The sequence below is a fragment of the Propionibacterium australiense genome (assembly GCF_003666605.1).
Taxonomy (GTDB): domain Bacteria; phylum Actinomycetota; class Actinomycetes; order Propionibacteriales; family Propionibacteriaceae; genus Propionibacterium; species Propionibacterium australiense.
In genome coordinates this window covers 1-18,017 of sequence record NZ_RCIV01000023.1, presented here as the reverse complement: position 1 = coordinate 18,017, position 18,017 = coordinate 1, and the positions used below count along the sequence as shown (strand labels likewise).

Genomic DNA, 18,017 nt, shown 5'->3' with positions numbered 1-18,017 from the left:
GTCACGTCTCCGCCTCCGGTGCCGGATCACTGCCCCTGTGGGTTCCCGGGCCGTCCACCGCTGTCCGGGCCGGCGCCCGGCTGCCGCCGCGACTGCCGGTGGCCGAGCCAGAACAACCCGCCTGCGGCGATGGCGGCAGCGATGATGAGCACGATGAGGAGGGCGTCGACGGCCGTGTTCATTGTTCCGGTGACCTCCGCTGGGCACTGGCCGAGGCGTACAGGCAGATCGCCGCCGCGGTCGACAGGTTGAGGCTCTCCGCCCGCCCCCACATCGGCACTGCCGCCACCTGGTCGGCCGCCGCGAGATGCTCAGCGGGCAGCCCCCACGCCTCGTTGCCCATCAGCCACGCCGTGGGGCGGGCCAGCTCGCCCCGGGCGTCGAGTTCGTCGAGGGGGACCCCTCCGCCATCGGCGGCGAGCACCGTCATGTTCTGGGCGTGGGCCCACTCGATCGTCTCGCCGAGATCGACGTCCGTGACGACGGGCAGGTGGAAGAGACTGCCGACCGTGGCGCGGACGGTCTTGGGGTTGGTGACGTCGACCGAGCCACGGGTGAGGACCACGGCGTCCGCACCGAAGGCGTCGGCACATCGCACGACCGTGCCCGCGTTGCCCGGGTCCCGCACCTGGGCGCAGATGACGACGAGGCGCGGGTTCTGCACCGCCGCCAGGCGCGCCCGGGGCCAGCGGCAGACCGCTACGACGCCCTGCGGCGTGACCGTGTCGCACAGGGCGCGCAGGTCTTCGGGGCGGGCGCGTACCACCTCGACGCCGGCAGCCACCGGTATGAGTTCGCCATGGCGTTGCGGATCGTCGACGACGAGCCTGACGACCACTCCCGGACACCTCAGGGCCTCACGCACCACCTGCGCGCCCTCGGCGAGGAACAGGCCCGTCTCGGCACGAGCCTTCCGTCGCCGCAGACGACGAGCCGAACCCAGCGCCCTGCCAGAGATGAGAGGGACGTCCGGGTTCGGCTGGTCCTTCATGCTTCTCGCGCCACAGCGGCCTGGGTCAGGCCGCGTTGGCGGCGGGCTGGTTCTCCTTGGCGACCTTCACCAGGGCCGAGAACGCGGTGGGATCGCTCACGGCGAGCTCGGCGAGGATCTTGCGGTCGACCTCGACGCCGGCGTTCTTCAGGCCGCTGATGAAACGGTTGTAGGTCATGCCCTCGGCGCGGGTCGCAGCATTGATGCGCTGGATCCACAGCGAGCGGAAATCGCCCTTCCTGGCCTTGCGGTCGCGGAAGGCGTAGGTGCCCGAGTGCAGCACCTGCTCCTTGGCCTTGCGGTAGAGACGGGACCGCTGACCGCGGTAGCCCGACGCCTGCTCGAGGATCTCGCGACGCTTCTTCTTCGCATTCACTGCGCGCTTGACGCGTGCCATGGTTTGTACTCCTTGGTTTGAACGATCGATGAGGAAAAACGCCGGCTCAGATGCCGAGCATCCTGCGGGCCTTCTTGGCGTCTGCCTTGTTGAGCGGGGCGTCCACCGAGAGACGACGGGTGCGCCGGGTGGGCTTGTGCTCGTTCAGGTGTGCCTTGCCGGCGCGGGCGTGCATGAGCTTGCCGCTGCCGGTCACCTTGAAACGCTTCTTGGCACCGGAGTGCGTCTTCATCTTGGGCATCTGTCGCTCCATTCACTATCGTCCGACGTCCACCGACGTCAGCTGGTTGTCGAGGCCTCCTGCGAGCCGTGGCTCACAGATCGACATCGGGGTCCATGTTGTCGGCCGGACCACGCTTCTTCTTCTTGGGCTGCTTCCTGGCCTCCTCACGGAGGCGGGCCTCCTCGGCCTTCTCAGCAGCGGCCTCATCGGCACGGCGGGCCAGCTTGCGGGCCTTCTCGGCCTCCTGCTCGGTGCGGGCCTCGCTCTTCTTGCGGGTGGGGGTCAGCACCATGTGCATGTTGCGCCCCTCCTGCTTGGGATTCTGCTCGACGACGCCGTCCTCGATGACATCGTCGGCCAGGCGCTTGAGCAGGTTGAGGCCGAGTTCGGGGCGCGACTGCTCGCGGCCCCGGAACATGATGGTGATCTTCACCTTGTCGCCGCCGCGCAGGAAACGAACGACATGACCCTTCTTGGTCTCGTAGTCGTGCTCGTCGATCTTGGGTCGGAGCTTCATCTCCTTGACGACGGTGTTGGACTGGTTGCGGCGGGACTCGCGGGCCTTCTGGGCGTTCTCGTACTTGAACTTGCCGTAGTCCATGAGTTTGCAGACGGGCGGGCGCGCATTCGCCGCGACCTCGACGAGATCGAGGTCCTGTTCACGGGCGAGCTGCATCGCCTGCTCGACGCGGACGATGCCGATCTGCTCGCCGTTGGGTCCGACGAGGCGAACCTCGGGAACACGGATGCGCTCGTTGATGCGCAGTTCGTTGCTGATTATGTCCTCCAATGACGTGGCCGTCGTGACCGGCAGACGGAAAAGGCCTTCACCCGCGGGTGAAGGCCTGGCGATGTCCGGACCGGACGACGACGGGGACAAGGAGCCCCCGCGCGGCTGCTCAGGCAGCCACGCGTCCTGCACAAACTGACCCGTCGCGCGAGGCGCGGCAAGGTGGGAGTCAGGCCTCCACTTGCGTGCTGATGGCGGCACCGGGACGATGACCCGACGCCGGTCAACTCCTCAAGTTTAGACGACGGGAACCGGCGAACGAAATCGGCCCGGCGCCGCACCGGGAGCGGGCGTGGCCGGTGTTCATGTGACAGTCTTGAGTCATGAATGCCCAGACCCTGGCTCTCGTCGTCACCGCCGCACTGGTCGCTCTCGGGCTGCTCTACGCGGTCCTGGGGTGGCGACGTCGCCGCAGCGCCCGCGCCCTCCTGCACGGCATCGCCTTCTCGGTCTTCTTCGTCGGCGCCTGGCTGACCGATGTGATGGTTCTCCTTGCCGATGCCGCACGGGGCCTCGTGAGCTGGGCCCGAGAGCAGAGCCTGGACACCAGGATGTGGGCGGGCATCATCTGCGCCGGCCTGGGCCTGCTCCTCTACGTCATCGCCTCGTTCATGGATGGTGTGAGCCGGGCCGAGGGCAAGCAGCGCCGGGAGGCCGCGATGCAGAAGCGTCTGGGGGTCAGTGGCGCCTCGAGCCCCGCAGCCGGCCGGCCCGAGCCCGCTGCGAGCAAGGGCCCTGTCACCGATGACCTGGACGAGACGGAGATCACCACGATCCTGCAGCGCCGCGGCATCGACTGATCCTTCTGCCTCAGGATCTCAGCCCCGGGAAAGGGGCCCGACCTCGGCCTGCTCAGAGCCGGCAGGCCCCGAGTTCGGTCACGAGGATCGCGCGAGCACCGAGATCCCACAGCTCGTCCATGAGCCGCTGGGCATCGCCGCGGCGCACCATGGCGCGCACGGCGACCCAGTCCGGCCGGGCCAGCTCGGTGATGGTCGGTGCGGCGTAGCCCGGGGTCAGCACCGTGGCCTCCTCGAGCACCGCGGTCGGGCAGTCGTAGTCCATGAGGACGTAGTCCCGGGCCACCAGGACGCTCGAGAGGCGGCGGGTGAAGTGGTCGAGCGCGATGGCGTCGATCTCGCCGGAGTTGCGGCGGATCAGGATGCCCTCGCTCTTGAGGATCGGCTCGCCGAAGAGCTCGAGACCGGCCTTGCGCAGTGTCGTGCCGGTCTCGACGACATCGGCGATCGCATCGGCGACACCGAGGGCGATGCTCGACTCGACGGCGCCGTCGAGGTGGACGAGGCGGGCGTCGATGCCGTGCTCGGCAAGGTAGCGGCGCAGCAGGCCGGGGTAGCTGGTGGCGATCCGCTTGCCGTTCAGGTCGGCCAGCTGGTAACCGGCCTCCTTCGGGGCCGCGAAACGGAAACGGCTCACGCCGAAACCCAGCGAGAGGATCTCGCTGGCGGCAGCGCCGGAGTCGACGAGCATGTCCCGGCCGGTGATACCCAGGTCGAGAGTGCCCTCACCCACGTAGACGGCGATGTCGCGCGGCCGCAGATAGTAGAACTCGACGCCGTTCTCCTCGTCGGCCAGGACGAGTTCCTTCGAGTCGGTGCGCTGCGCATAGCCCGCCTCGTGCAGCATCTGGGCGGCGGCGGCGGCCAGGGCGCCCTTGTTGGGCACGGCGATACGCATCAGTGTGTCTTCACTCACGACGAGCTTCCTTCGACGGTCTGCGCGGCCCGGCAGGCCGCGGGAGGGGTCTGGCGAGCAGGGCTGTCACAGGTGACGGTAGACGTCTTCCAGGGCGAGCCCCTTGTCGATCATCATGACCTGCGCCCAGTACAGGAGCTGGCTGATCTCGACGGCCAGCTGTTCCCGGGACTGGTACTCGGCGGCCATCCAGACCTCGGACGCCTCCTCGACGACCTTCTTGCCGATGGCGTGGGTGCCCTCGTCCAGTTTTGCGACGGTACCGGACCCGGCCGGGCGCTCGGCCGCCGTCCGGGTCAGTTCGGCGAACAGCTGATCGAAACTCTTGCTCACCGCGCCAGCCTAGCCCACCCGGGAGCACCCCGGATCGGACGCGGCGCCGAGCCGGGCGGGGCACTGGCGACGGCCCGCCCCTGAGCACCCCGGATCGGGCACCGATGCGTCGGATGCTCGCGGGCGCGGCACCGGCCGGGTTCGCGCCGAGGAGAGGCCCGCCGGGCGCCGGCGACGGGAATTTGTCTGCTGAGGCACCTACTATCGATATGCACTGCACAGGAGGTGTTCATGGCACGAGAGTCGTCGCCCTCACCGGAACGCACCGGCCGGTCCGGTCTGAGTGGCCTGTCCACACAGGACCCTCCGCGCGACAAGGACACGGCCCGGAAGAAGTGGCGCAGCGAGGCCCCCTCCGGCCCCCCGCCGCTCGACTCGCCCAAGCCCTGGCACACCGAGGGCCTGCCCGGCGATGACGACAAGCGCCCCAAGCGGCCGCTGTGGGCTCGGATCGTGCCGTGGATCATCCTGCTCGCCATCATGCTGGCCGCCGTCAGCTGGTACAACGAGTCGCGCAAGCCGCCGCAGATCAGCTACAACGAGTTCGTCACGCAGGTCAAGACGGACAACGTCGAGGTCGTCCACGCGACCGGCGACACGATCGACGGCAAGCTGAAGGAAGAGCGCACCGTCCCGGACGACTCTGAGACCAAGGCCGGCCAGAAGTACACTCAGTTCACCACCGAACGTCCCACTTGGGCGCAGGACAATCTGCTCGCTCTGCTCAATGCGCATGGCGTCACCGTCTCGGCGAGTTCCACCGTCGAATCCATGAGCCCCCTGGCGAGCATCCTGCTGGCCTTCGGCCCGTGGCTGCTCATCATCGGCGCCTACATGTGGTTCATGAACCGCATGTCCAAGGGCGGCGGCCTGGGTGGGCTCGGCGGCATCAACCGTGACGTGAAACCGGTCCGCAAGGACGTCGTCCGGGTGAACTTCTCCGACGTCGCCGGCATCGACGAGGTCCAGGAGGAGGTCAGCCAGATCGTCGACTTCCTGCGCAACCCCGAGAAGTACCGCAGGGTCGGCGCACGCGCCCCCAAGGGCGTTCTACTCGAGGGCGAGCCAGGCACCGGCAAGACGCTACTGGCCCGCGCCACGGCCGGTGAGGCCGATGTGCCCTTCTACTCGGCCTCGGCCTCGGAGTTCATCGAGATGATCGTCGGCGTGGGCGCCCAGCGCGTACGCCAGCTGTTCGACGAGGCCCGCAAGACGGCTCCCTCGATCATCTTCATCGACGAGATCGACGCGATCGGCCGCTCCCGCGCCTCCAGCCGTTCCATGGGCGGCAACGACGAGCGCGAGCAGACGCTGAACCAGATCCTCACCGAGATGGACGGCTTCGACGGAACCGAGGGGGTCATCGTCATGGGGGCCACCAACCGCGCCGATGTGCTCGATTCGGCGCTCACCCGTCCGGGCCGTTTCGATCGGGTCATCACGGTCAGCGCGCCCGACCAGAAGGGCCGCGAGTCGATCCTCAAGGTGCACACCCGCGAGATCCCGATGGCCTCCGACGTCGACCTGACGCAGATCGCCGCCTCGACGCCGGGCATGACCGGCGCCGACCTGGCGAACCTCGCCAACGAGGCGGCCCTCCAGGCGGCACGGCGGGCCGACCAGGCCGTCTACCAGCGCGACTTCACCAATGCACTCGAGCAGATCCAGCTCGGCGTCGCCCGCTCGGTGGTCATCCCCGACGAGGAGAAGCGTCGCACCGCCTACCACGAGGGCGGTCACGCCCTGCTCGGCATGCTCCAGAAGGGCGCCGACCCGGTGCGCAAGGTCTCGATCATCCCACGCGGCCAGGCACTCGGCGTCACGCTGTCAACGCCCGACACCGACAAGTACGGTTACGACGAGGAGTACCTGCGCGGCCGTATCGTCGGGGCCCTGGGTGGCATGGCGGCCGAGGACGCGGTCTTCGGCGTCATCACCACCGGAGCCGAGTCCGACCTCACCCAGGCCACCAACATCGCCCGCCAGATGGTCGGGCGCTGGGGCATGAGCAAGAAGGTCGGCCCGGTCACGGTCCTCCCGCACGACGCCGACCCGCACCAGCTCGGCATCTCCGACGCGACGCTCGCAACGGTCGACGAAGAGGTGCGCCGCATCATCGAGGAGTGCCACGAGCAGGCCGTCACGTTGTTGCGCGAGCACCGCTCGCAGCTCGACGCGATCGCGCAGCGGTTGCTCCTGAAGGAGACCCTCGACGAGGCAGAGGTCTACGAGGTGGCCGGTATCGAACGCCCCACGAAGGACGAGACGGCTGCGGGGGAGCCGACCGACGATGACCTGGCGACACTCCCCCCGCCGCAGTCCACCGGCAATCCTGAACCCGACGCCCCAGGCTACGGGCGGCACCCGCTGCCGCCGATCGGCTGACAGAGCGCCGTGTGGGCCCGACCTCCCTTGGGGTCGGACCCACACGTATCGCCGCCCGGCATGTCCTGTCGGCACCATCGCCCGGCGCGCCGGACCCGCTCTCACCGGCCGCCGCACGGGACCGGCTCGCCGCGTCAGCGGATCAGGGCGACACCGAGCAGGGCATCGACGGCCGCGGCCACCTGCCCGGGGGCCTCCTCGTCCTGCCCGTCGCCGGCCAGGACCGCGGAACTCCACTCGTCGACGACCGCGAGAGCGGTCGGGACATCCAGGTCGTTGCGCAGCGCACGGCGCAGATCGGCGATGACCGGTACGGCGCTCGTGCCGCGGTCGGCTCGGGCAGCGGCGCGCCAGGCGTCCAGGCGACGCTGGGCCGTGCCGAGCTGCTCAGCGCTCCACTCCCAGTCACCGCGGTAGTGGTGGGTGAGCAGCGCGAGGCGGACCGCCATCGGATCGGCGCCACCGGCAGTCAGCCGACTGACGAGCTCGAGGTTGCCGAGTGACTTGCTCATCTTCTCGCCGTCCATGCCGACCATGCCGACGTGCGCGTAGGCCGCGGCGAACGGCTCGCCGGTGGCGGCGATGGCCTCGGCAGCGCACATCTCATGGTGCGGGAAGGTCAGGTCGCGGCCGCCGCCCTGGACGGCGAAGGCCGTGCCGAGGCGGTTGAGGGCGGTGACGGTGCACTCGATGTGCCAGCCGGGACGACCGCGCCCGAGCGAGGACTCCCATGCGGGCTCACCGGGGCGCTCCAGACGCCAGACCAGGCAGTCGAGGGCGTCCTTCTTGCCGGGGCGATCGGGGTCGCCGCCGTGTTCGGCGAACTCGACGAGCATGGCCTCGCGGCCGAGGTGGCTCTCGGCGCCGAACCCGGGGGCCTCGGTGGTACGGAAGTACCAGTCGGGATACTCGGGGTCGTCGACCTGATAGACGAGCCCGGACCCGGCGAGCCTTTCCACCAGTTCGACGACCTCAGGGATGACAGAGGTGGCCGGAACGTACCAGTCCGGCGGGAGGACACGCAGCGCGGTCATGTCGGAGCGGAACAGGTCGACCTGCTCGTCGGCCAGCTCACGCCAGTCGACGCCGGTGGCGGCGGCGCGTTCGAGCAGCGGGTCGTCGACGTCGGTGACGTTCTGGGCGTACTGGACCGTGAGACCGGTGTCGCGCCAGGCCCGGTTCAGCACGTCGAACGTCACATAGGTGAACGCATGCCCGAGATGGGTCGCATCGTACGGGGTGATGCCGCACACGTACAGACCCGCGACACCGCGTTCCGGTCCGACCGGGGTCAGTGCCCTGTCGTTCGTGGTGACCAGGCTCACCCGCTCAGGCACCTGGTAGCTGCTCGGGGTGTCAGGGATCGTGGGGACCTCAACGGTTGGCCATGCTCGCATGCACTCAAAATACCCGCGACCACTAGGCTTGCGCCCGGGAGCACATACGACGGGCACCAGCCAGGCCCGCGGGGCAGGAGAATTCGGTGAAGACGCGCACGGTGGGCGACTCCGGGCTGGAGGTCAGCAGGCTAGGGCTCGGCACCATGACCTGGGGCGGCGACACCGATCTGCGCACGGCCGAGAGCCTCGTCGAACGGTTCACCGAGTCAGGCGGAACCCTCATCGACACTGCACCGGCCTACGGCGGTGGAGCGGCGGAGAAGATGATCGGCCGGATCACCCGCACCCACGTCCGGCGCGATGACCTGGTCATCGCGACCAAGGCCGGTTTCGGGTTCCGTGACGGAAGCCAGGTCATCGACACCTCGCGCAAGGCGATGCTCGACGACCTGGCCGGTTCCCTACGCCGCCTCCACACCGACCACGTCGACCTGTGGCAGGTGCACGCCTGGGGGCACACCCCCTACGAGGAGACGCTGACCGCCCTCGACACCGCCGTAAGCTCCGGCATGGCGCGCTACGTCGGCGTCTGCAACTTCATCGGCTGGCAGGTGGGCACCGCCGCCGCCTGGCAGAAGGCCCTTCCCGGGCGCGCCAGCCTGGTGAGCGGGCAGGTCGAGTACTCGCTGCTGGCCCGGCGGGCCGAGGTCGAGGTGATTCCGGCGCTTGCCGCGCACGGCATGGGGCTCTTCGCCTGGTCACCCATCGGGCGGGGCGTGCTCACCGGGAAATACCGCAGGGGCCTGCCCCGGGACTCCCGGGGAGCCAAGGATCACTTCAGTTGGTTCGTCGAACCCTACCTGGAGTCACGCAGCCGCGCCGTCGTCGATGCCGTTGCCCGGGCCGCCGACGGCCTGGGCCTCACCCCGGCACAGACCGCGCTGCTGTGGGTACGCGACGCCCCGGGCGTCACCGCTCCCCTGCTCGGCGCGCGCACGGTCGACCAACTCGAGCCCTATCTCGATCTCGACTCGGTCACCCTGCCCGAGCCGATCATCGCCGCCCTCGACGACGTGACCGGCGGCCCGAACCAGGCCAGAACGCAGCCGGGCGCGTCGGGCTGAGAGCCGTCCGGACGGGACCCGGCGCCCCATCTGGCGGATTGGCCGTGTCCCGGACCCGCTGCCCCGACCATGGCAGCGCCGGACCAGCGGCCGGGCCCCTCACACGAACACGGTGAGGCGGGCCCGGATGATCTTGCGTCGCAGCCAGGCCTCACGCGAACCATCCCGATAGCGGCGCAGCCGCCACAGCTCCCACCCGTTGTGCTGTGCCTGCTCGGTGAGGATGCGCCGCGCCTGGTTGCGGGTGACCCAGCGGGCGAGCCTGATCCGCTGCACCTCGTACTCGATCCCGCCGCGCATCTGCCGGGTCAGCTGCACCGAGGTGATGTGGTCCGTTCCGCCGTTCACGTATGTCTCCTGTCCGCTCTCGGACCACGATGCCCCGATCCGGTTCGCCGGTCAATGCCGCGTCTCGCCGCAGACTGAAAGCAATGACCCTGATTCGCGTTATCCCCCGAGACTCTGCTACCATCACTATCTGTTGCGGTCAGCCGCAGCGATGTCCGGGTGGCGGAATTGGTAGACGCGCTAGCTTGAGGTGCTAGTGGCCGCTTTTAGGCCATGGAGGTTCAAGTCCTCTCTCGGACACCAGACGAAAACCCTTGGCCACATCTGATTGGCCAGGGGTTTTGTGCCATCCCCGGGGGATTGCCGAACCGGGCAGCATCACACCGAGTCACGCCATTTTCGGTGCACGGGACGGCACGGACCCGGCCTCTGATCCGGCGCACACCATGTCGTCTGCACGACGCAGGGGGACGTCTCGCTCGAGCCGGTGGACGATTCGTCGTGGCACGCCCGGTGATCACGTCGTCGGTGGCCGCCCAGGCCTGCGAGGGTTCTTCCCGAGCCACGCCTCGACCGCCGACCCCACCATCAACGGCCCCTGCTCCGTCTCGATGCCAGGCCGCGGGAACGACTTCTTCTGCACCCACTGGCACACCCCTCTGACGACTCACCACCGGCGACAGCGCCGCCCGCAGCAGATGCACTCCACGCGCATCCCCGTCGCCGCAGCCGAATCCCTTCTGGATGACCCTGAGGCCCCTCGACATCATTCCCCTCCGTCACGAAGCTGTGAAGCGACTCACAGCTCCAAGCCCCCCGACCGCCCTGTTCCCATGATGATCACAGAAAATTTTACGAAATTTTTTTCCGTTGAACCCGACTGGCACCGGCATCCTTCCAGCTCACCCCAGGGAATGACCCTGATCATCGAGAGATTTACCCCTATTCATCCCTAAGGCCCGCACCCCCGGCTGGCTTTCAGTGAAAGGATCGTCTACACTGCTTCCTGTGGTTTTCGTTAGAAAGTCACAACGCAGAGCTGTGAACGGTGCTTGGCATTGCGCCACCCACCCCCACATCTGTCGCGCATGGGTCTGAGAGGAACCGGCGCCCGACGGTTCACCGCAGCGCTGGTCAGGTAACACCCCCGCGACAGGCGCCCGCCCCTCGGTGAACGATCGGGATCCTCCAGAAGCCCACCCCCAGCGACAGACTGGCTTGGCCCACCCCCGCGCCAAGCACTGTTCACAGCTGGAGCCTCCCCGTACACCCCCATGCGGGTTTGAGGATAATCGGCCCGGGCGGCGCAGTCATTGCGTCCCCGGGCCGATTGGCTCGGGCAGGCTAGGCTTTGGACGGCCCGGCCGGTACACCGGCACCCCGATACGCAAAGGCATCCATGAATCTTCTGCACGCAATCCTGCTCGGTATCGTCGAAGGCATCACTGAATTCCTGCCCGTCTCAAGCACAGGCCATCTCCGGATCGTCGAGAAATTGCTTGGTTATGACATCCAGGGCGCCGGCATCACCGCCTTCACCGCCATCATCCAGGTGGGTGCGATCCTCGCAGCGATCGTCTACTTCTGGAAGGACATCGTCCGGATCATCGCGGCCTGGTTCCGCGGTCTCTCCAGCAGGGACAGCCGCGAGGACCCCGATTACACGCTCGGCTGGGGCATCATCATCGGATCCATCCCCGTCGCCGTCGTCGGCCTGCTGTGCAAGGACCTCATCGAGGGGGTCCTGAGCTCGCTGTGGGTCATCGCCGGCGCCCTGCTGCTGTGGAGCATCGCCATGGCCGCTGCCGACCGGCGCAAGGACCTGACCCGCGAGATGAAGGACGTCGGCATCAAGGACGCCCTCGTCATCGGCCTGTTCCAGGCCCTCGCCCCCCTGTTCCCGGGTATCTCCCGTTCCGGTGCGACGATCTCGGCCGGCCTGTTCCGCGGGTACACCCGTGAGACAGCGACTCGCCTGTCGTTCTACATGGGCATCCCCGCCCTGGTGGCTGCCGGGATCTACGAGGCCATCACCGAGGCCTCCAACATCACGGCCGCCCCGGCCGGCGGTACGGCCATCGGCTGGGCACCCACCATCGTGGCCACTCTCGTCTCGCTCGTCGTTGCCTACTTCTCGATCGCCTGGCTGCTGAAGTTCGTCTCGAGCAACAAGTTCACCGGCTTCATCGTCTACCGCGTCATCCTGGCCGCCGTGATCATCGTCCTGCTCATGCTGGGCGTGGTCACCCCCTGACCCTCGCGCAGAGGAGGGCCCGCCCAGGTGCTGGGCGGGCCCTCCTCGTCATGCGGGAAACGCTGTCCCGCAGGCGGGTTCAGGCGTCCTGGTCCAAGGCCCCGACGACCGCCACCACGGCCTGCTCGGGAGCCATGTCGGCGGGAACATCGACGACGACTGCCAGCCCCAGCTTGTTGAGCGTGTTCACCATGGGCGGGCCCATGTGGGCTGCGGCAGCGACCTCGACGCCGTTGTCGCGCATGAAACGCACGATGCGGGCATGGTGCTGCCCGTGCTCGCCCTGATCGTGGAGGACGTCCCAGCTGGTCTCCTCGACGCGCCAGTCGACGAGCCGGCCATCCTCGACGGTGGCGACGGCCATGCGCGGGGCACGGCCGAGACCGCAGGGTGTGCCATCGGCACCCAGGGCGAGGGACACGACATGACGGTTCGTACTGATCTCGGTCATGGCTCAGAACTTACCGTCGTAGGCCGCCAGGTCCAGGACGCCGTTGCCGGAGACGCCGATGACGATGACCTCACCGTCCCGGACCTCGTCGCTGACGGCATGGTCCAGGGCACCTGCGATGGCGTGCGTGGACTCGGGGGCCGGGATGATGCCCTCGGTGCGGGCGAAGGTGATGCCCGCCTCGAAGGAGCGGTCCTGCTCGACGGCGGCCGGCTCGATGAGCCCGAGGTGGACGGCATGGCTGATCATCGGGCTCATGCCGTGGTAGCGCAGGCCACCGGCGTGGATGGCCGGGGGCACGAAGTCGGTGCCGAGGGTGTACATCTTGAGTTTGGGGGTCATCCCGGCGACATCGCCGAAGTCGTAGCGGTACTCGCCCTGGGTCATCGACGGGCAGGCGGCCGGCTCGACGGCGACGAAACGCGTCGTCGAGCCCTCGCGCAGGTTCTGGCCGAGCAGGGGGAAGATGATGCCAGCAGCGTTCGAGCCGCCACCGGCGCAGGCGAAGACGACGTCGGCCTGGTCCTCGCCGAGTTCCTTGAGCTGGTCGAGCAGTTCGAGACCGATGACGCTCTGGTGGATCATGACGTGGTTGAGCACGCTGCCGAGCGCGTAGTGGGTACCGGGATCGTTCGCGGCGACCTCGACGGCCTCGGAGATCGCCATCCCGAGCGAGCCGGTGGTGTCGGGGAACTGCTCACGGAGCCGGCGACCCGACTCGGTCAGCTCGGACGGGGAGGAGTAGCACTGCGAACCGTAGACACCCATCTGGATGTGCCGGTAGGGCTTCTGCTCGTACGAGGTGCGGACCTGCCAGGTCTGGGAGGTCATGCCGAACAGGGCGCAGGCGAAGGCCAGCGAGGCGCCCCACTGGCCGGCACCGGTCTCGGTGGTCAGCCGCTCGATGCCCTCGATCTTGTTGAAGTAGGCCTGCGGGACGGAACTGTTCGGCTTGTGCGAGCCGCAGGGGCTCACGCCCTCGTACTTGTAGTAGATTTTCGCCTTGGTGCCCAGGGCGCGCTCCAGGCGGACGGCGCGGCGCAACGGGCTGGGACGCCACAGGGCATAGACCTCGCGGACCGGCTGCGGAATCTCTAGGTAACGCTCGGTGCTGAGTTCCTGGGCGATGAGGGACCTGGCGAACAGCGGCTCGAGGTCGCCCGGCTGGATGGGCTCGTCGGTGGCCGGGTTGAGAGCCGGTGGCAGGGGCTCGGGGAAATCGGCGTTCATGTTGTACCAGTGCGTCGGCACCTGCGAGGGAACCTCGATGCCGAGGCTGGGCACGGCGTCGGGATTGACTCCAGTGGCCTGTTCGGTGTTCTGACTCACGTGGCACTCCTTCTGGTCACCCATCGACCGGAACCGTAGGGCTTGGACTTCGTCGTCCGGGTGCGGCGCTGCGCGCCCGTCAGCTCATCTTAACCAGTGGGCTGCTCCCGCCTCCCCGGTGTCCAGGAGGCGTACCAGGCCGCCGCGACTCGGCAGGATCGGCAGGACCGGGCTCTTCGCCGGCAGGTCGTGCGGGGGCCATGGGCTGGGCGGGCCGGCGCTGGCCGCACGGGCCGTTGCTCATCGGCGGGGTCTGCTGAGCCTCCACCGCCCCGGCGCCGACTGCCCGACCAGGCCGAGCAGTTCCAGTTCGATGAGCGCGCCGGCGCACGTGGCACTGGTGCACCGGGCCCTCGCGGCCAGCTCGTCGACGGTGAGGCTGCCCCGCCCCGGCAACGCCTCACGGACGGCGAGCAACTGCGGATCGAGTCCATCGAGCAGCCGGGAGGGCGTGGCGGACAGCATCTCGGGCTGCTCACCCGGCTCGCAGAGCAGCGCCCTCACGTCATCGGCCCCTGCGACGAGTTCGGCCTCATGATCGCGGATGAGCCGGTGCGGGGTCTCGCTCATGCCCGACGTGACCGGCCCGGGAACGGCCATGACGATCCTCCCGAGAGATCCCGCCCAGCGCGCCGTGTTGACCGCCCCCGAGCGGGCAGCGGCCTCGACGACGACAACACCCATGGCCAGGGCGGCGATGAGCCGGTTCCGGGCGAGGAAACCCGGGCGGGTGGGCCGCATTCCGGGCGGCAACTCGGAGATGACCGCCCACTCGTCGACGATCTGCTCGAAGACTCGGGTGTTTCCTCTCGGATACCACTCGTCGAGTCCGCCGGCCATGATGGCGATGGTTGGCGCACCCACGCCGAGGGCACCCCGGTGAGCGGCGATGTCGATGCCGTAGGCGCCGCCGCTGACGATGGGGAACTGCCCGGCCAGCTGCGATGCCAGATCGGTGGCCGCGAGCTGCCCGTACCGCGTGCAGGCCCGGGCGCCGACGACGGCCAGCGCTCTCCGGCCGGCCGGCAGGATCTCGTCGAGCCTGCTCCTGCCCCTCACCCACAGCGCCAGCGGCGCACCGCACATGCCGCCGACCGGTTCGATGCGCTCCAGCCCGGCCAGGTCCGGGGGCCACTCGTCGTCGCCGGGGATGATCAGCCGCGCGTCCATGCCCTCTGCCCGGGCGATGAGGGCGTCGAGGTCGAGGCAGCGGGCACGCCGGGTCCATGCTGCGCCGCTGCTCGCGTTGCGGAGTGCCTCGACGACGGCGGGGGCGCCCTGCTCGGCGACGAGCCGGGAAAGATCCGGTTTGCCCGGCTCGCAGATGAACGTGAGCGCGGCCCTGGCGCGACGCTCAGGGGTCCAGTCTGAGTTCGTCGTGGCGCTCATGCCGCCGCCCCCGCCCAGAGTTCACCGCTGCGCAGGCCCATGGCAGTGGTGAGGTCGGCGCGCCTGACCCTGTCGTGACCTCTCAGATCTGCGACGGTCCAGGCGATGCGCAGGACCTTGTCGACACCGCGAGCCGTGAGGAGGCCCCGGGCCAGTGCCTGGTCGATGAGTTCAGCGCCCTCGGCCGGCGGCAGCTCGCGGCGCAGATGGGGACCGGGGACGTGGGCGTTGAGCGCCCACGGCGTTCCCGCCAGGCGCCGGGACTGGCGCCGGCGCGCCTCGGTGACGCGTTCCCGGACGCACGCGGAGCTCTCACCCCTCAGCCCGTCACGACCGGCCGCGAGGAATACGGCGTCCTCACCGGTCATCTGGACGTGCACGTCGATGCGGTCGAGCACTGGGCCGCTGATCCGCTGGGCGTACCGGCGCACCGCCATGGGCGTGCACCGGCAGTCGGCGCCCTGGACCCCGAAGTTGCCGCACGGGCAGGGATTGGCGGCCAGGACCAGCTGGAATCGCGCCGGGTAGGTGACCGACGTCACCGAGCGGGCGATGGTGATGCGCCCGGACTCCAGGGGCGTGCGCAGGGCGTCGAGCACCTGCGGGGAGAACTCCGGGGCCTCGTCGAGGAAGAGGACTCCCCGGTGTGCCAGCGAGATCGCTCCCGGCCGTGCAACGCGCGTTCCCCCGCCGACCATGGCGGCGACGGTTGCGCCGTGATGCGGATCGGCGAACGGGGCTCGCCGGATGAGGCCGCCGGCGAGATCCTCACCGGCGAGGGAGTGGATGGCCGAGACCTCGAGGGCCTGCTCGTCGTCGAGTGGGGGCAGGATGCTCGGCAGGCAGCTGGCGAGCATCGTCTTGCCGGTACCCGGCGGCCCGTGGAAGAGCGCGTGGTGTCCTCCGGCCGCCGCGACCTCGAGGGCCCAGCGGGCCTGCCCCTGGCCGAGGACGTCGGCCAGATCGGGCTGCCCGACGGGCTCGCCGGTGACCGGCGGACACGCCTCGATCGGCACCGGACGCCCGTGCAGCACCTCGACGAGATCGGCCAGGTCACGCACGCCCCAGACGGTCATGCCGGTGACGAGCCCGGCCTCACCGACCTGGCCGGCCGGGACGACGGCTCGCTCGATGCCCGCTGAACGCGCCGCCAGAAGCGCCGGCAGGACGCCTCGCACGGCCCGGACGCGGCCGTCCAAGCCCAGCTCCCCGAGAAGCACCGACGACGAGGCGATCGTGCGGGGAACCAGCTCGGAACAGGCCAGCACCGCCGCGACGATCGCCAGGTCGTAGTGACTGCCCGACTTGGGCAGGCTGGCGGGGATGAGGTTGATCGTCAGGAGCCTGTCGGGCCAGGGCAGGCCGGCTCCCGCGACGGCGGCCCGGCAGCGGTCACGGGCCTCGTACAGGGCGGTGTCGGGCAGGCCCACGAGCACGGTGCGGGGCAGACCTGCCCCGAGCGCCGCCTCGACCTCGACCGGGGTGCCCTGGACGCCGATGAGGGCGACGGACCATGCCGATGCGGTGCTCATGCCAGCCCCCGCACGTGGGTGAACTCCGCGCGCCGGCCGGGCGTCTTGACGATACCGAGGGCATCGACGCGCACCCTCGTGCCGGCGGCTAGCCCCGCCCGGTGCCCGCGCAGCCAGGCGCCGCAGACGGCCCGCAGATGCCTGCGCTTGGTGTGCGTGATGGCCTCGAGCGGAGAGCCGTAGCCGGTACCGGTGCGGTACTTCACCTCGACGAGGACGACGGCGTCCTCACCGGGGTCGTGGGCGACGAGATCGACCTCGCCGGCGCTGCACCGCCAGTTCCGGTCGAGGATGCGCCACCCCAGCCGCTCAAGATAATCCGCTGCGAGGTCCTCGCCCCGTCGCCCCAGTGATCTCGTGTCCGCCGATCCGGTGCTCATCGCCACCACCTCCGATCGGAGTGTGGCCGGCACGAACCGCCCCGGTCAGTTGTCCACAGAGCGACGAGCAACCGGCATGCTCCGTCCCGACTGCCCTGCGAACCGGAAGAAAGAACTGGCTCCGAACCATGCAGACCTGTCATTCGGCCGATGTGCCGAGTTTCCGACGTCACGGACCCTTCGCGAATCTCTTCTCAGGCAGTGACATCACTAATTAGCAAAGGCTAAGCTTTGAGGCTTATTCGCAGAGGCTCAGAGAGTGATGAAACCCCTAGTCATAGCTTGATTCATTGAGGCTATGAATAAGCCTCTTTGAAACGATCGCCATCCAGTCACCGTTCAACCCATCGAAAGGAACCACGAATCCATGCCTCGCAAGGTCTTCCTGGCAACGATTGCCACAGGACTGGCCCTCTCCATGACGATGCTGGGCGGCTGCAGCTCATCCGACACGTCATCGGATGATGGCTCAGCAAACGCATCAGCAACGGCCACTTCCACGCACACGGCGCTGCCCGAGGGGTGGGCGTGGGTTGAAGGCACCGACGTCCCCAGCGTCACCGCGGACCCGCAGCTTCCCACAACCGTCACCGATGGCACCGGTACGAGCGTCACCGTCACCGACATCTCGAAGGTGATCGTCGGCGGCGAGGACATCGCTGACATCATGGCCGCAATGGGCCTCTCGGACGATGTCTACGCTGCACCGACGAACAGCGTCGCCGAGGCGGCCACCAACGCACCGGTCCAGTACGAGTACAGCCAGAAGACCGGCACGGAGGGCCTGCTGTCCGTCGACGGTTCGCTCTTCATCGGCAACCAACTGCAGCGCCACTCCGACGTGGCCAGCCAGTTCCGGGATGCCGGGGTCCCCGCGGTCGTCGTCGACCACAAGCTGCCCATCCCGGACAAGATCCGGGCCGTCGGCAGCTACGTCGGGTACGCCGAGGCGGCCGATGAGCTCGCCAGGCTCTTCACAATCCAGGGTGTAGGTGTTGTCTGAATCCGCCGGTTTCGAGGAGGCTTCGGGTGATGTAGTGGGTGAGGTTGCGGAAGCCGAGGGCGGTGCCGCGGAGGTGTTCGAGGCGTCCGTTG

At 68.8% G+C, this 18,017-nt stretch carries 19 protein-coding genes and 1 tRNA gene; 6 read left to right on the top strand and 14 right to left on the bottom strand.

Annotation, left to right across the window (positions count from 1 at the left end; all coding sequences use genetic code 11):
• Positions 1-26: 26 nt before the first annotated feature.
• The 5 genes from D9T14_RS13725 to infC all read right to left on the bottom strand — a co-directional run bounded on the left by D9T14_RS13725 (position 27) and on the right by infC (position 2,401).
• Entirely contained in the window at positions 27-182 is a 156-nt protein-coding gene (locus tag D9T14_RS13725) for a hypothetical protein (RefSeq protein WP_170175758.1), read from the bottom strand.
• Positions 179-991, bottom strand: coding sequence for a TrmH family RNA methyltransferase (locus D9T14_RS12010; RefSeq protein ID WP_119162691.1), 813 nt, complete (start codon positions 989-991; stop codon positions 179-181). Before D9T14_RS12010 ends, D9T14_RS13725 begins: the two co-directional genes overlap by 4 nt.
• A gap of 25 nt (positions 992-1,016) precedes the next feature.
• The gene (gene rplT / locus D9T14_RS12005) at positions 1,017-1,388 is read right to left on the bottom strand and encodes a 50S ribosomal protein L20 (protein WP_119162692.1); all 372 of its coding nucleotides are present in this window, start codon (positions 1,386-1,388) and stop codon (positions 1,017-1,019) included.
• A 46-nt stretch (positions 1,389-1,434) separates the two neighbouring features.
• On the bottom strand, positions 1,435-1,629 hold the full coding sequence (rpmI, locus tag D9T14_RS12000) for a 50S ribosomal protein L35 (protein ID WP_119162693.1): 195 nt from the start codon (positions 1,627-1,629) through the stop codon (positions 1,435-1,437).
• A gap of 73 nt (positions 1,630-1,702) precedes the next feature.
• The gene (gene infC, locus D9T14_RS11995) at positions 1,703-2,401 is read right to left on the bottom strand and encodes a translation initiation factor IF-3 (protein WP_232012345.1); all 699 of its coding nucleotides are present in this window, start codon (positions 2,399-2,401) and stop codon (positions 1,703-1,705) included.
• Between the two features lie 323 nt (positions 2,402-2,724).
• Between infC and D9T14_RS11990 the strand changes: the two genes are divergently transcribed.
• Positions 2,725-3,201, top strand: a complete 477-nt coding sequence (locus D9T14_RS11990; RefSeq protein WP_119162694.1) for a hypothetical protein — start codon at positions 2,725-2,727, stop codon at positions 3,199-3,201.
• Between the two features lie 52 nt (positions 3,202-3,253).
• Here the strand turns inward: D9T14_RS11990 and hisG are convergent, their stop codons facing one another.
• Together hisG and D9T14_RS11980 are read right to left on the bottom strand one after the other, a co-directional pair.
• Complete coding sequence (gene hisG / locus D9T14_RS11985) at positions 3,254-4,099, bottom strand: ATP phosphoribosyltransferase (RefSeq protein ID WP_119162695.1); 846 nt, start codon at positions 4,097-4,099, stop codon at positions 3,254-3,256.
• An 84-nt stretch (positions 4,100-4,183) separates the two neighbouring features.
• Positions 4,184-4,450, bottom strand: a complete 267-nt coding sequence (locus D9T14_RS11980; RefSeq protein ID WP_119162696.1) for a phosphoribosyl-ATP diphosphatase — start codon at positions 4,448-4,450, stop codon at positions 4,184-4,186.
• A 231-nt stretch (positions 4,451-4,681) separates the two neighbouring features.
• Here D9T14_RS11980 and ftsH point away from each other — a divergent pair, with 231 nt between their 5' ends.
• A complete protein-coding gene (gene ftsH / locus D9T14_RS11975) occupies positions 4,682-6,835 on the top strand; it encodes an ATP-dependent zinc metalloprotease FtsH (protein WP_121588349.1) in 2,154 nt (717 codons plus the stop codon).
• 134 nt (positions 6,836-6,969) lie between these two features.
• Here the strand turns inward: ftsH and mshC are convergent, their stop codons facing one another.
• Positions 6,970-8,232: a cysteine--1-D-myo-inosityl 2-amino-2-deoxy-alpha-D-glucopyranoside ligase gene (mshC, locus tag D9T14_RS11970; RefSeq protein ID WP_119162698.1), complete on the bottom strand. Its 1,263-nt coding sequence runs from the start codon at positions 8,230-8,232 to the stop codon at positions 6,970-6,972.
• A gap of 86 nt (positions 8,233-8,318) precedes the next feature.
• Between mshC and D9T14_RS11965 the strand changes: the two genes are divergently transcribed.
• Positions 8,319-9,299, top strand: coding sequence for an aldo/keto reductase (locus tag D9T14_RS11965; protein ID WP_119162699.1), 981 nt, complete (start codon positions 8,319-8,321; stop codon positions 9,297-9,299).
• 99 nt (positions 9,300-9,398) lie between these two features.
• Here D9T14_RS11965 and D9T14_RS11960 read toward each other — a convergent pair whose 3' ends face one another.
• Positions 9,399-9,647, bottom strand: coding sequence for a DUF5703 family protein (locus D9T14_RS11960; protein ID WP_232012346.1), 249 nt, complete (start codon positions 9,645-9,647; stop codon positions 9,399-9,401).
• A 153-nt stretch (positions 9,648-9,800) separates the two neighbouring features.
• Between D9T14_RS11960 and D9T14_RS11955 the strand changes: the two genes are divergently transcribed.
• Positions 9,801-9,890: transfer RNA gene (locus D9T14_RS11955), tRNA-Leu, on the top strand.
• Positions 9,891-10,986: 1,096 nt separating this feature from the next.
• Positions 10,987-11,841, top strand: a complete 855-nt coding sequence (locus D9T14_RS11950) for an undecaprenyl-diphosphate phosphatase (protein ID WP_119162700.1) — start codon at positions 10,987-10,989, stop codon at positions 11,839-11,841.
• Positions 11,842-11,920: 79 nt separating this feature from the next.
• On the opposite strand, the gene D9T14_RS11945 is transcribed toward D9T14_RS11950, so the two are convergent.
• The 5 genes from D9T14_RS11945 to D9T14_RS11925 form a co-directional block, all read right to left on the bottom strand.
• Positions 11,921-12,292 (bottom strand): NifB/NifX family molybdenum-iron cluster-binding protein, encoded by a 372-nt coding sequence (locus D9T14_RS11945; RefSeq protein ID WP_119162701.1) that lies wholly within the window; start codon positions 12,290-12,292, stop codon positions 11,921-11,923.
• Positions 12,293-12,295: 3 nt separating this feature from the next.
• Positions 12,296-13,621 (bottom strand): TrpB-like pyridoxal phosphate-dependent enzyme, encoded by a 1,326-nt coding sequence (locus D9T14_RS11940; RefSeq protein WP_232012349.1) that lies wholly within the window; start codon positions 13,619-13,621, stop codon positions 12,296-12,298.
• A gap of 240 nt (positions 13,622-13,861) precedes the next feature.
• A complete protein-coding gene (gene dprA, locus D9T14_RS11935) occupies positions 13,862-15,010 on the bottom strand; it encodes a DNA-processing protein DprA (protein ID WP_119162703.1) in 1,149 nt (382 codons plus the stop codon).
• Positions 15,007-16,542 carry a YifB family Mg chelatase-like AAA ATPase gene (locus D9T14_RS11930; RefSeq protein ID WP_119162704.1) on the bottom strand — a complete coding sequence of 512 codons (1,536 nt, stop codon included), beginning with the start codon at positions 16,540-16,542 and terminating at the stop codon, positions 15,007-15,009. Before D9T14_RS11930 ends, dprA begins: the two co-directional genes overlap by 4 nt.
• Positions 16,539-16,922 (bottom strand): YraN family protein, encoded by a 384-nt coding sequence (locus D9T14_RS11925; RefSeq protein WP_119162705.1) that lies wholly within the window; start codon positions 16,920-16,922, stop codon positions 16,539-16,541. The genes D9T14_RS11930 and D9T14_RS11925 overlap by 4 nt, the downstream gene beginning before the upstream one ends.
• Positions 16,923-17,289: 367 nt before the next feature.
• On the opposite strand from D9T14_RS11925, the gene D9T14_RS11920 reads away from it, so the two are divergent.
• Positions 17,290-17,925 carry a hypothetical protein gene (locus tag D9T14_RS11920; protein ID WP_119162706.1) on the top strand — a complete coding sequence of 212 codons (636 nt, stop codon included), beginning with the start codon at positions 17,290-17,292 and terminating at the stop codon, positions 17,923-17,925.
• The last annotated feature ends 92 nt before the right edge of the window (positions 17,926-18,017 follow it).

Coding starts and splice junctions, on each gene's coding strand:
- D9T14_RS13725 (WP_170175758.1), bottom strand. CDS start 182: ATGAACACGGCCGTCGACGCCCTCCTCATCGTGCTCATCATCGCTGCC.
- D9T14_RS12010 (WP_119162691.1), bottom strand. CDS start 991: ATGAAGGACCAGCCGAACCCGGACGTCCCTCTCATCTCTGGCAGGGCG.
- rplT (WP_119162692.1), bottom strand. CDS start 1,388: ATGGCACGCGTCAAGCGCGCAGTGAATGCGAAGAAGAAGCGTCGCGAG.
- rpmI (WP_119162693.1), bottom strand. CDS start 1,629: ATGCCCAAGATGAAGACGCACTCCGGTGCCAAGAAGCGTTTCAAGGTG.
- D9T14_RS11990 (WP_119162694.1), top strand. CDS start 2,725: ATGAATGCCCAGACCCTGGCTCTCGTCGTCACCGCCGCACTGGTCGCT.
- hisG (WP_119162695.1), bottom strand. CDS start 4,099: ATGCGTATCGCCGTGCCCAACAAGGGCGCCCTGGCCGCCGCCGCCGCC.
- ftsH (WP_121588349.1), top strand. CDS start 4,682: ATGGCACGAGAGTCGTCGCCCTCACCGGAACGCACCGGCCGGTCCGGT.
- mshC (WP_119162698.1), bottom strand. CDS start 8,232: ATGCGAGCATGGCCAACCGTTGAGGTCCCCACGATCCCTGACACCCCG.
- D9T14_RS11950 (WP_119162700.1), top strand. CDS start 10,987: ATGAATCTTCTGCACGCAATCCTGCTCGGTATCGTCGAAGGCATCACT.
- D9T14_RS11945 (WP_119162701.1), bottom strand. CDS start 12,292: ATGACCGAGATCAGTACGAACCGTCATGTCGTGTCCCTCGCCCTGGGT.
- dprA (WP_119162703.1), bottom strand. CDS start 15,010: ATGAGCGCCACGACGAACTCAGACTGGACCCCTGAGCGTCGCGCCAGG.
- D9T14_RS11930 (WP_119162704.1), bottom strand. CDS start 16,542: ATGAGCACCGCATCGGCATGGTCCGTCGCCCTCATCGGCGTCCAGGGC.
- D9T14_RS11925 (WP_119162705.1), bottom strand. CDS start 16,922: ATGAGCACCGGATCGGCGGACACGAGATCACTGGGGCGACGGGGCGAG.
- D9T14_RS11920 (WP_119162706.1), top strand. CDS start 17,290: ATGCCTCGCAAGGTCTTCCTGGCAACGATTGCCACAGGACTGGCCCTC.